The sequence below is a fragment of the Aeromonas sp. R1-1 genome (assembly GCF_040908495.1).
Classification (GTDB): Bacteria; Pseudomonadota; Gammaproteobacteria; order Enterobacterales; family Aeromonadaceae; genus Aeromonas; species Aeromonas veronii.
Window position 1 is genome coordinate 1 of sequence record NZ_JBFODV010000048.1, and the last position, 11,418, is coordinate 11,418.

11 protein-coding genes and 3 pseudogenes are annotated in these 11,418 nt (G+C 55.1%); 3 read left to right on the plus strand and 11 right to left on the minus strand.

Annotation, left to right across the window (positions count from 1 at the left end; genetic code table 11):
* Window positions 1-357: 357 nt before the first annotated feature.
* The 4 genes from AB5Y92_RS02385 to AB5Y92_RS02400 all read right to left on the minus strand — a co-directional run bounded on the left by AB5Y92_RS02385 (window position 358) and on the right by AB5Y92_RS02400 (window position 3,044).
* Window positions 358-1,077 carry a hypothetical protein gene (locus tag AB5Y92_RS02385; RefSeq protein ID WP_164537879.1) on the minus strand — a complete coding sequence of 240 codons (720 nt, stop codon included), beginning with the start codon at window positions 1,075-1,077 and terminating at the stop codon, window positions 358-360.
* Between the two features lie 269 nt (window positions 1,078-1,346).
* Entirely contained in the window at window positions 1,347-1,646 is a 300-nt protein-coding gene (locus tag AB5Y92_RS02390; protein WP_368225408.1) for a cyclic-phosphate processing receiver domain-containing protein, read from the minus strand.
* Entirely contained in the window at window positions 1,643-2,428 is a 786-nt protein-coding gene (locus AB5Y92_RS02395; RefSeq protein WP_368225410.1) for an NAD-dependent deacetylase, read from the minus strand. Before AB5Y92_RS02395 ends, AB5Y92_RS02390 begins: the two co-directional genes overlap by 4 nt.
* 130 nt (window positions 2,429-2,558) lie before the next feature.
* Window positions 2,559-3,044, minus strand: a complete 486-nt coding sequence (locus AB5Y92_RS02400; protein WP_164537058.1) for a hypothetical protein — start codon at window positions 3,042-3,044, stop codon at window positions 2,559-2,561.
* A gap of 322 nt (window positions 3,045-3,366) precedes the next feature.
* Between AB5Y92_RS02400 and AB5Y92_RS02405 the strand changes: the two genes are divergently transcribed.
* From AB5Y92_RS02405 to AB5Y92_RS02415, 3 genes and pseudogenes are all read left to right on the plus strand, one after another.
* Window positions 3,367-4,125, plus strand: coding sequence for a flagellar motor protein (locus AB5Y92_RS02405; RefSeq protein ID WP_368225412.1), 759 nt, complete (start codon window positions 3,367-3,369; stop codon window positions 4,123-4,125).
* Complete coding sequence (locus AB5Y92_RS02410) at window positions 4,103-4,978, plus strand: flagellar motor protein MotB (RefSeq protein WP_101529948.1); 876 nt, start codon at window positions 4,103-4,105, stop codon at window positions 4,976-4,978. The genes AB5Y92_RS02405 and AB5Y92_RS02410 overlap by 23 nt, the downstream gene beginning before the upstream one ends.
* A gap of 156 nt (window positions 4,979-5,134) precedes the next feature.
* Window positions 5,135-5,461: pseudogene (locus AB5Y92_RS02415) on the plus strand (transposase); the annotation flags it as partial.
* 45 nt (window positions 5,462-5,506) lie between these two features.
* Here the strand turns inward: AB5Y92_RS02415 and AB5Y92_RS02420 are convergent.
* From AB5Y92_RS02420 to AB5Y92_RS02450, 7 genes and pseudogenes are all read right to left on the minus strand, one after another.
* A pseudogene (locus AB5Y92_RS02420) lies at window positions 5,507-5,998 on the minus strand (IS3 family transposase); the annotation flags it as partial.
* 71 nt (window positions 5,999-6,069) lie between these two features.
* Window positions 6,070-6,705, minus strand: coding sequence for a maleylacetoacetate isomerase (maiA, locus tag AB5Y92_RS02425; RefSeq protein WP_164537060.1), 636 nt, complete (start codon window positions 6,703-6,705; stop codon window positions 6,070-6,072).
* 139 nt (window positions 6,706-6,844) lie between these two features.
* Complete coding sequence (locus tag AB5Y92_RS02430) at window positions 6,845-7,840, minus strand: fumarylacetoacetate hydrolase family protein (RefSeq protein WP_368225414.1); 996 nt, start codon at window positions 7,838-7,840, stop codon at window positions 6,845-6,847.
* Window positions 7,841-7,850: 10 nt separating this feature from the next.
* Window positions 7,851-9,002: a homogentisate 1,2-dioxygenase gene (locus AB5Y92_RS02435; RefSeq protein WP_368225416.1), complete on the minus strand. Its 1,152-nt coding sequence runs from the start codon at window positions 9,000-9,002 to the stop codon at window positions 7,851-7,853.
* Window positions 8,995-10,131, minus strand: coding sequence for a 4-hydroxyphenylpyruvate dioxygenase (gene hppD / locus AB5Y92_RS02440; protein ID WP_368225418.1), 1,137 nt, complete (start codon window positions 10,129-10,131; stop codon window positions 8,995-8,997). The genes AB5Y92_RS02435 and hppD overlap by 8 nt, the downstream gene beginning before the upstream one ends.
* A gap of 224 nt (window positions 10,132-10,355) precedes the next feature.
* Window positions 10,356-11,024, minus strand: a complete 669-nt coding sequence (locus AB5Y92_RS02445) for a haloacid dehalogenase-like hydrolase (protein ID WP_368225420.1) — start codon at window positions 11,022-11,024, stop codon at window positions 10,356-10,358.
* A 26-nt stretch (window positions 11,025-11,050) separates the two neighbouring features.
* Window positions 11,051-11,418: pseudogene (locus tag AB5Y92_RS02450) on the minus strand (RNA pseudouridine synthase); the annotation flags it as partial.

Genomic DNA, 11,418 nt, shown 5'->3' on the forward strand with positions numbered 1-11,418 from the left:
GGAAGGACAGACTCCCTACAGCATGTTCAAAAAGGGTCTGAAATTGATACCGAAGGAAGTGCGCACTAAAGTAGCGTAAACAAGACACCGGTTTGCAAAGCACTGATGGAACATCAGAGCTTTTCGTATTGCCAACTCACGCCCCCTACCTTGCTTTTGTGATTGCCCCACCCGACAAGCGTTCCTTCCTGTCACAACAGGAGCAAAAGAGGCGTTGTTTCCCAAATCAATACAGCTTGAATGGAACCAACTGAGGGTTCTGTGATCTGATCACCAAACCAAGCAGAGATAATAGACACGGAACAGGACCTTGAAGAGCATGTTAAAAGAACTCAATGCTTAAGGCCCTGTACATGATCATTTTATAGTTTTAGATATTTCACACTTGATTCGATCTATTGATGGTTGACATTCTGGATGACTAAATATTTTGTATGTTGACAAATGAGGGAGGCGTACAAGCAAGGAAACTTGATCACCCCGTTCGTAACGCTGAATTTGGTATCTGACTCTCCCCCAGCCAATCTGTTCATTGATTTTTTCAACCATCTGGAAACCATGCTTGATTAAATGGCTATCCAGTTCATCAAATACAATTTTCGAAATCGCGATATAAAGTTTACAGTGAACCTGCTTTATACGCTCATTCCATATTTCACGAGCATGTTCAAGCCACTCATCCTTTCCTTTTAATGTATGCCAATTTCGTGAGCGAGCGGGAATATAGTTTGTCATCAGAGAGCCATCCATGAGCTGTTTGTATGATACACCCAATTCATCGCCAATCATTGTATATAAGGCTCTCATCTGCTGTTGTAGCGGTGCTTCACCCTCCTCGCAGCCCTTCCAAGGTTCACTGTAGTATGCACATTCAGACTCCACTGAAATTGCATTGGTATCACATGGTCCACCACCTGGATTTATACCAAAGAATGCGACAGGATACTGAGGGGATAGCATGTTATCATACCTACAGAAAAGCAGGTCCCACCCCATATCATTCTTTAAGTTATCATATTTGTTTTGGATGAACGCAAACAGACGCTCTTTACACAAGAAATTGATATCAGTACTCATACATTGTCCATTACATCGTCAAAGTGGAAGTTAGATTGTCATTCTGAGTTAAATAAAAGTCAACAAGATAGCGTTTTCACTATTTATGTTTTAAAAGGAAAATTTCATTACTCGTACTTGTCGATTTTAGAAGCCTTTTTATTTTTCAGGGGGGACTTTTAACTGTTGAAAGTTCATTGCAGATATCAATTCTTCCCCAAGTTCCAGAGGGCTTTATACATAGTGACATGATTTACTATCTCTGGATTTTAGTCACAGCCTTGAACTTGTCATGTTGACTTCGCTAAAAATTTATTTATGGCCATAATGCCCAGTTCCATTTTTATTCTTGCGGAGACATTGGCTGAATGAATATGAATTTTGGGAGGGATAAAGTGATTTGTCATTACCTCATTTTCTATCCAGAGAATCACGTCGTATCCGGTTCCTCTATCATCCTCACCGAGGTCATGATCAAGACTAATTTCAGTCACCATCTCTGTTTTTAGCCATGCAATCGCCTCGTCCGGCCAAAAGACACGAATCCACCCTACCGGATTTTTTATTTCATCGTCCAGATATAATTTCATGCCATTTTCTCCAGGTTCAGTTCCAATACGTGAGCAATACCGCGATAGGCCCCATCAACAATCAGCTCACCGGGAAACGGTAGTCTGGATGACAAACCAAGATCTGGATCGATGTAGTAGACACATGCGCCAGGGTTGATGTTTTGTAACAGAGAGCTCGCAGGCTCAACAAGCAAACTGGTGCCGACAACTACTACGGTATCAGCCTCGCAGAGCCAGCGACGAGCTTGTTGATACTCATAAATCTTTTCACCAAATAGCACGATATCTGGACGCAATTGTGAACCAGTGGATGGGCAGCGATCACCGATCGCCACATCCTCATGCCAAGGCTGCCGATATTTTTTGCTACGAAAACCTATGGGGACCAAAAACTGGATTGAACCATGCAGATGAAGGACTTCACGGCTACCTGCTCTCTCATGTAAGTCATCAATATTTTGGGTGATGACCCTAACAGTACATTTTTGTTGTAGCAGGGCTATCAGATAATGCGCCTGTGAGGGGGCGGCTTCTAACATGGTTTGACGCCGTTTGTTGTGAAAGGCCAAGAAGCCTGCCAGATCCGTACTCATGCTATTAGCGTGGGAATAGCACCAGCTCTCATGATTACGCCAAATGCCCTCACTTCTAAACGTGGGCACACCGCTTTCCGATGACAAGCCCGCCCCGGTAAAGAAGAGGATTGTGGGATGGTAGTGTTGGCCTATTACCGAGGCTTGCGCTCTTTTTTCTCTGTGACGGCGCTGATGTCTTCGTGCTCGGGAAGAGATTGGTTGCATACGACCACCTTTTGTTAAGGTGTGACCGGCCCACCCGATTGATTTGTTACTTAACCAGGGGGTTGGGATCACACTTCATGACTATGTTCCTACTCACCTCGTTGAGGTAAGAATGAGGGGGGAGCGGCAGTTACCAGTTGAGATCAAACAAGCTGCGACTAATAGATGTAATTGCACTGGCAGACCTGGCACTTTGTTTACTGATAGGCTCGCTATGCATGAAAAACCAGTAGCGGTACTCCTGAGCAAAATGGTCACTTGCCTGCAAAACCGGTTCACGGTAATTGCGTCTTATGCGCTCCGTTATGACCTGCTGTTCATCCAGATACAGAGCTTTGAGGCCAAAGCCATGTTGTCGGACACACCAGTCGACAGCACACAATGCGGTTAACTGGTTGTATCGCCTAAACGGTCGGATTGAACTAATCAGATAGAACAGTTCAGCCCCTCTGGCAAAGATACAGGGATAGGCCTCCTCCCTTATTTGATTTTGCTGGACCCGCATGATGGTCCAGTCCAGGATTTGCAACATACCCTGGGTGGTTATAGTGGGTTTTTGATCAATGGCACGACTGACGAAACGATGGATTTGCAGGACTTTTCTTGTTGAAATCATGGTTGCTTACTCACACAGTATTTAGCGCAAAGCGCACTCATGTAAGGAAGATCTAGAAGCCTTGAGTTAATGCTGGGGACGATTCTGTGGCGAGGTGAAGCAACTTACCCATGATACAGATTTGAAAAGGATGGCGGAGATCAGATCACCACCCCCTTGGTTATTTCCCTTCAAGCTTCATCGATTTGCTCCTCTTCAACATACCTCCCTTTGCGGACGTTACCCAGCGCCCATTAATTGCTCAGCGATTGGATTTCATTTTGAAAAACTGATACTTAAGTAGCTACACTAGCCATTATCAACATGCAGGGACGTGTAAAAGATGAGCTTGATTGGCTTGGTACTGGCGTTGATCGCCATCCTTGGCGGCAACATGGTCGAGGGTGGTCATCCCAGTGCACTGCTCGATCTGCCCGCATTTCTTATCGTGATAGGTGGCACCATAGGTGCTGCGCTGACCCAGTTCCCTTTCTCCGTCGTCGGCAGCACCATGAGGCGTTTCAAATGGCTGCTCTCTCCCCTCAAACTCGACCTGCTGGAACAGGCCCAGTTGCTGGAGACCCTGGCAGGCAACGCCCGCCGCAGCGGCATGCTGGCGCTGGAAGGGATGATCGACGAGATCAAGGATCCCTTCCTGAAGAAAGGGGTGCAGATGATGGTTGATGGTTACGAGAAAACCAAGATACACGAGGTGCTGGAGAACGAGATCGAGTTCGAGCAGGAAGATCTCGAACAGACAGTCAAATTCTACGAAGCCATGGGCGGCTACTGCCCGACCATGGGGATCGTCGGGGCGGTATTTGGCCTGATCCACGCCATGGGTCTGCTGGATGCCCCCGACAAGCTGGGCGGCGCCATCGCGGTGGCCTTTATCGCCACCATCTACGGGGTATCCGCAGCCAACCTGATCTTCTTGCCGTTCGGCAACCGCTACAAGGGGTTTGCCCACCAGATCCGCCACTACAAGGAGATGACCCTGACCGGCATTCTCTGCATCGTGGATGGCGAATCCCAAGCGCGCCTGCAAGTTACCCTCGAACCTTATCTGGGAGGTCACGGTGGCCAAAAAGAAAAAGGCTGAAGCACCGGAGAACCATGAACGCTGGCTGGTCTCCTATGCCGATTTCATGACCCTGCTGTTCGCCCTGTTTGTGGTGCTCTACTCCTTTGCCATGGCCAAGCAGTCCGAAACCCGGGTGCTTATCCAGGGCTTTATCGAGTCGCTGGGTAAAATCGGCCTCATTTCCCCGCCTGCCGGCTCCCCCTTGATGCAGGGGGGCACAGGGATTCTCGAGCCAGAATCAAAAACTACGCCGAGCAGCCCGAAAGAGGAGACAGTGCTGGAGAAAGATGCCCCCATGGCGGCATCGGACCCCTTCAACGAGACCATAGGTGCCTCGGAAAAACCGAGCGCCACCGAAGCCTGGCCCCACAAGACCAAGGAGCAGGAGTGGGTGCAGGTGACCAAGCAGAAGCTGGAACAGCAGCTAAAGGCCCAGATTGAATCGAAGGATCTGGAGGTCGAGCAGCTTGGCAGTCAGCTGGTGATCCGCATCGGCGAGAAGGCGCTATTCCCCGCCGATTCGGCGTTCCTGCAGCCCCAGTTCATCCCGCTGGTCAACAAGATCGCCGGCATTTTGGCCAACATCCCGGGGCAGGTAGTGGTCACCGGTCATACCGACAACTCCCAAGCGCCGGTGGAGCTCTATCGCAACAACTGGGAGCTCTCGGTGCTGCGAGCCTCTTCCATCGTGCAGACCATGCTGACCAACCCCCAGCTGGATGCCAGACGAGTCATCGCTCAGGGTGTTGCCGACACCCAACCCCGCTTTGCCAATGACACCCCCGAACATCGCCAGGCGAACCGCCGGGTCGATATCACCCTCTCCCAAGGCAAGGCCGCAGAAGAGTCGCTGCAACTGCTCAAGCCCTGATCCCCCCGCTCCCGCCTCGCGCGGGAGCCTCTTTTGAACACAGAATCCTGTTATGTCTATTTGTGTTATTGCCCAAATCGGGCGTCGTTGCCCAAATCAAGGAACTAACTGAGGACTTGGTGATCTGATCACCACCATCCTCTTCAAGTCTGCATCATGGGCATATCGCTTCATCCCATCACCAACTGGCCTCAAGACAACAAGTCTTTGATTAACAGTTGTTCACTCACCTTCTGGGTTGATACCGAGGCCATGAACAACTGGTTTCACCACGACCATCACGGACGGCGGGGCCACAGCCAGTTCTACACCGACCATACCATTTGTACCTTCCTGATGCTCAAGGGGATTTTCAACATCACTCTGCGGGCCACTCAGGGACTACTCGACTCCCTGTTCGAGTTGATGAATGTGCCGCTGTGCGCACCGGACTATAGCTGCGTAAGCAAGCGGGCCCGCACGGTGACGGTGGCCTATCGACAGCTCGCCAAGGGATGAGGGGTCCTGACAAGATCGGACAGTCCCGGATCAAGCAGCCTGAGCAGTTCTCCAATACCTCTTGTTAAACTCCGTCGGGCTAACATTGCCAAGTCGTGAATGCCAACGTTGGCGGTTGTAAAAAATCTCTATGTATTCCTGGATCGCTGCCTTGGCCTCCGCTCTCGTCTTGAATCTATGGTGGTGAACCAGTTCATTTTTAAGAGTCCCCCAGAAGCTTTCTATCGGGGCATTGTCGAAGCAGTTCCCCTTGCGTGACATGGAGGTCTGCATGCCAAATTGTACCTGGAGAGTCCGGTAAGCCTTGGCACAGTACTGACTGCCCCAGTCTGTTTGATGGATAAGCCCTACGGGCGGCCTCTTCTGCTGCACAGCCCGAAACAGCGCCTAACTGACCAACCCGGTGGTCATTCGCTCTCCCATCACATAACCCACTATCTCACAGGTAAACACATCCTTGAGACCAGCCAGATAAAGCCAACCTTCGTCGGTGGCGATATAGGTGATATCACAGGTCCAGACTGAGATGACGGGAAAATAGCGCACGGAATGGCGTGCTGACGCAATCCTGCGCTTTTCGTCAAATGAGCTTGTCACTGCGCGTCCGGCTGGTTGGCGGGGGCCGCCTTGATAAAGGCTTGCAACTGTTCGCAGTTGGCGACGATGCGGCGGATGGTGGGGTAATCGTCCAGGGTCATGTCGTAGCGGCGGGCGTTGTAGACCTGGGGCACCAGCATGCAGTCAGCCAGGGTCACTTCGTTGCCGACGCAGTAGACACCGGCGGTGGTCATCAACAGCTGTTCGAGGGCAGTGAAAGTCTCGTCAATCCAGTGGCGATACCAGCGGGCCTCCTGCTCGTTGTTGGCCCTGAAGTGCTCTTCCAGATAGTTGAGCACCCGCAGATTGTTGAGCGGGTGGATATCGCAGGCGATCATATTGACGATCTGGCGCACCCGGGCCCGCGCGTCGGGGGAAGAGGGCATCAGGGAGTAGGCTGGATAGGTCTCGTCAAGGTACTCCATGATGGCGACCGACTGACCGATCTGCACATCGCCATCCACCAGAAATGGCACCAGCCCTTGCGGATTGAGCCGGCGATAGGCCTTCTCGCTCTGCTCGCCTTGCCGCAAATTGATGGGATGCTGCTCGTAGGCGAGCCCCTTGAGCTGCAACACGATCCGCACCCGAAAACTTGCCGACGAACGCCAATAGCCAAACAACTGCAACATAATCTGTCCCTGCATCTTATCTGGGCCCGAAGCCCGGCAGGTGCTCACCACCTGCCTCCTTGTGTATCCGGCACCGGTTGAGGGCTCGTCGTGATCCGGACATATCCCGAATATCCTTGCCGCCAACCGGCGCTTGCCATCAACCTCCCTGACCGCTCGCTGGCACCACCTGTTGAGAGATGGTGCCAAACAGGTTTTGGCCAGAGCGATCTTCCATCGCGATCGACACTCTATCACCAAACTGCAAATAGGGGGTTATAGCTTGATCACAATCAAGAATTTCCAGCATGCGGCGCTCGGCGATGCAGGATGAACCGGCGCTGCGATCGTAGTTGGAGACGGTGCCCGAGCCGATGATGCAGCCAGCGCCAAGGGGACGGGTCTTGGCGGCATGGGCAATCAGATCGAAGAAGCTGAAGGTCATGTCCACCCCGGCATCCGGTGCGCCAAAGAGGGCGCCGTTCAGATGGGTGCGCAGGGGCAGCATCACCTTGCCATCGTGCCAGTCATCGCCCAGCTCATCCGGGGTGATGGCCACCGGCGAGAAGGCGCTGGACGGTTTGGACTGGAAGAAACCAAATCCCTTGGCCAGCTCTCCCGGGATCAGGTTGCGCAGGCTCACATCGTTGACCAGCATCAGCAATTTGACGTGGCTGGCGGCCCCCTGCGCACTCACCCCCATCGGCACATCGTCGGTGATGATGGCTACCTCCGACTCGAAATCGATCCCCCACTCCTCAGAACCCATCACGATGGGGCCACGGGGGGCGAGAAAGCTGTCGGAGCCCCCCTGATACATCAGCGGATCGTGCCAGAAGCTCTCGGGCATCTCGGCGCCGCGCGCCTTGCGCACCAGCTCCACATGGTTGACGTAGGCGCTGCCATCGGCCCACTGATAGGCACGCGGCAGCGGAGAGAGGCAAGACGCTTCATCAAAGGGGAACGCCTCTACCGCACGGCCCTCGTTAAGCTGCTGATAGACAGCTTCCAGCCTGGGGGCAACCTCGGCCCACTCATCTAGGGCGGCCTGCAAAGTCGGGGCAATCTCGCTCACCCGCACCACCCGGGTCAGATCCCGGCTCACCACCACCAAAGCGCCATCGCGCTTGCCATTGTTCAATGTTGCCAATTTCATAAGCGATTCCTTATTTGCCGGCTGCCGCGTCCGGGCGCTGCCAGCTGGAGACATACCGGGTGTTCTCGATCCCTTCACACAGGCTGCCGATGTTCAGCGCATCGCGGGTGTCGAGCATCACCGCTACCTCGTCGGTGAACTTCTTGGCATACGCCTGCCCTGCCGCAAACGCCTTGGGATGGGGGCCGTGGGTGAAACCGGCGGGATGGAAGGTGACCATGCCCCGCTCGATATTGTCCCGGCTGAAGAAGTCCCCTGCATGGTAGAAGAGCACTTCGTCGTAATCGTCATTGCTGTGATAGAAGGGCACCTTGAGGGCGCCGGGGTCACTCTCGATGGGGCGCGGTACGAAGGTACAGATGACAAAGCGGCTCGCCACAAAGGTCGAATGAGCCGATGGCGGCAGATGGTAGCGGTGGCTCATCAGCGGGCGGATATCCCGCCAGTTGAGGCGCACCACGCACAAGTCGCCGTGCCACCCTTGTGCATCCAGCGGGTTGAAGGGCCAGGTGATGACCGACACCTGATCGTGGCGCTTCACCTGCAGCGACCAGGGGTTCTCATCCTGCTGGGCCAAAAAGCGCTCGTTGATGGCGGGCACATCCAGCGCCGCCGGGTCGAAGATGGCGTGATTGCCCACCAGCCCCTTGTCCGGCAGCTGGTAGCTGTCGTTGGTCGCCTCGATCATCAGAATGAACATGGGCACGCTGGGTTCGATGCGCCACATGGTGCCGCGGGGGATCACCACATAGTCACCGTCCCGCAGGCTCAGGTGGCCGTAGTCGCAGAAGAACTCGCCGCCCCCCTCGTGGATAAAGAGCAGCTCGTCACCGTCGGCATTGCGCACCAGAAACGGCATCGCCTCGGAGAGCCGCCAGATGCGATAGCGGCAGTGGGGGTTGCTGAGAATGTCGGGAGCCACCCAGGGAGAGAGGGAACTCACCTCCTCTTGCAGGGCATTGAGGTCAAACAGCCGTGGTCGCAGCGGCCCCTCCCAACTGCTCCAGTCGGTGGGGGCATGCTTGTGGTGCATGTGGGTAGCTGGGCCGAAAAAGCCGCTGCGCCCCAACTCGCGCTCATAGATGGCCTGTTCCGGCAGGTCGGCATGGGCCTGCCGGGAGTGGGTTCCCTCCCGGTGGGGAAAGTTAATCCAGTTACGCATTGCTCGCTCCCTCTTTGCGGGCCCCCTTCTCATCCTCACCGCCATCCAGCACGCCGCGGCGGATCTGGTCCAGCTCGATCGATTCAAACAGCGCCTTGAAATTGCCCTCGCCAAACCCTTCGTTGCCCTTGCGCTGGATGATCTCGAAGAAAACCGGGCCAATCACGGTATCGGTAAAGATCTGCAGCAGGATGCCGTCCTTGGTGGGGGAGCCGTCGATGAGGATGCGCAGCTCTTTGAGGGCCGCCAAATCCTCCTGATGCCCCTCGACCCGGCTGTTCACCTTCTCGTAGTAGGTATCCGGCGTCGGCATAAAACCGGTACCGCGGCTGCGCAGGGTGCGGATGGTCTGGTAGATATCGCTGGAGGCCATGGCAATGTGCTGGATCCCCTCCCCCTTGTACTGACGCAGGTACTCCTCGATCTGGGACTTGTCATCCGCCGACTCGTTGATGGGGATACGGATCTTGCCGCAGGGGGCGGTCATGGCGCGTGAATGCAGCCCGGTCAGCTTGCCCTCGATATCGAAGTAGCGAATTTCGCGGAAGTTGCCGATCCGCTCATAGAAGTTGGACCAGACATCCATATTGCCGCGATGCACGTTATGGGTCAGGTGATCGATCTCCATAAGACCGGCATCTACCTCTGCCATCCGGGACTGCCAGTCGGGGTAGAAGACAAAATCCACGTCATAGATGGAGCCCTTGTCGCCATAACGGTCGACAAAGGAGAGCGTGCTCTCGCCGATACCGTAGATGGCGGGAATATTGAGCTCCATCGGGCCAATCTTGCCGACAAAGGGCTTGGCCCCCTTGGCGATGGCGTACTGCTGGGCTTTGCCCGCATCGCTCACCCGAAATGCCATGCCGCAAACGCTCGGCCCGTGCAAGCTGGCAAACTGCTCCGCCTGGGAGTGAGGCTCGGCATTGACCACGAAGTTGATATCCCCCTGCCGGTAGAGCCAGCACTGCTTGTGTTTGTGCTTGGCGACCTCGGCAAACCCGAGCGAAACAAACAGGCTCTTGAGGGCAGCAATCCCTTTGGCATCGGGGGCTGTGTACTCGACAAACTCGAAACCGTCTGTGCCTAACGGATTGATGGTATGGGTGGCGGAAGAGGTGGCATTCATCGGGCGCTCCTTGCTCTTGATTCGGTTAAAACGGATTGCAGCACCCAGCGGCGCGGCAAGTGTTAACAACTTGTTTCATTAGAAGCAGGGCGTAGCAGGAAGAGAAGAGGCGGGTTGCAGATAGTTTTTCGCAGCTGGCAGCAAAGAATGTAAATGAATTGTGACATTCAAGCCGCAGCCTTGCGGATCAAACGGTGACGACCCGCAGGACTGTCAGCTTTGGCTTACAGTTGCCAGTTTTTGATCATCAAATGGGGCAAGCGGGCCCGGGCTTTTTGCAGTCGCGTGGGCGTCGGATTGATCAACCACGCCTCTTTCCCCAACCCCAGCAGCGGCAAATCGTGCAGGCTGTCACTCAAGGCCAATTCGGCATCGAGGGCGCAGATCTCCGGCAGCAGCTTGTGCTGGCCGTGGCAATAGAAGCGCGGCATCAGGCCGCCAAAACGGTAGTGCATCTGCGAGCCAATGATCCGGTGGGGCAACTGGCCGGGCAGTTGCTGATAGAGCTGGGCTCGCACCAGTGCGCAGGGACTGGCGGAGATCACCCAGCAGCGCGCCCCCTCGCTTTGCAGCAATTCGCGAGCCTGACGATACAGCCCCGGCCTGGTGCGGCAATAGGCACGCACCAGCTTGCGCCAGCCGAGGGGAGAGAGCCAAAGCGTGATGGCCCACCAGATCAGGGAGATACCGCGCCGCCGCTGGCTGGGCAGCAAATAGACCAAACCACCGAGCGCGATTACTGGCAACAGCAACAACGGCCAGATCCGTCGGCGCAGGATATAGCGCAGCAGACCGGCGTGGCTGTCGCCGGGGGCCAGGGTGTCGTCAAAGTCGGCCAGGATCCAGCGCGGCGCACGTCCGTCAGGATCACGCTCTTTCGCTGAATGAATCATGGTGTCAGGTGCTGGGCGCATCAGCATCAGGGCGCAAGGGCTGCGATGGCGGCCATGAGCTCGGGGGTGACAAATTCACTCCCCACATCGGGCGGGCAGACAAAATCGAACGGCTCGCCCGCCAGCTTAAAACTCAATCGCCAGGCGTGCAGATAGCCGCGATCGGCTGGCGTACCGCCATAGCGCTCATCCCCGAGAATGGGGGCACCGATACTTTTGAGGGCAACCCGGATCTGGTGGGTTTTGCCGGTCTGGGGCTTGACGCGATAGAGCCGCAGCCCTTCGCGCACCGACACCGAATCGAACCAGCTGATGGCAGGATTATCCAGCGTGCGCGCCAGCAGCCAGCTGCCGCCACGCCCCTTTTGCATATCCCCCTTCACCCAACCCTGCT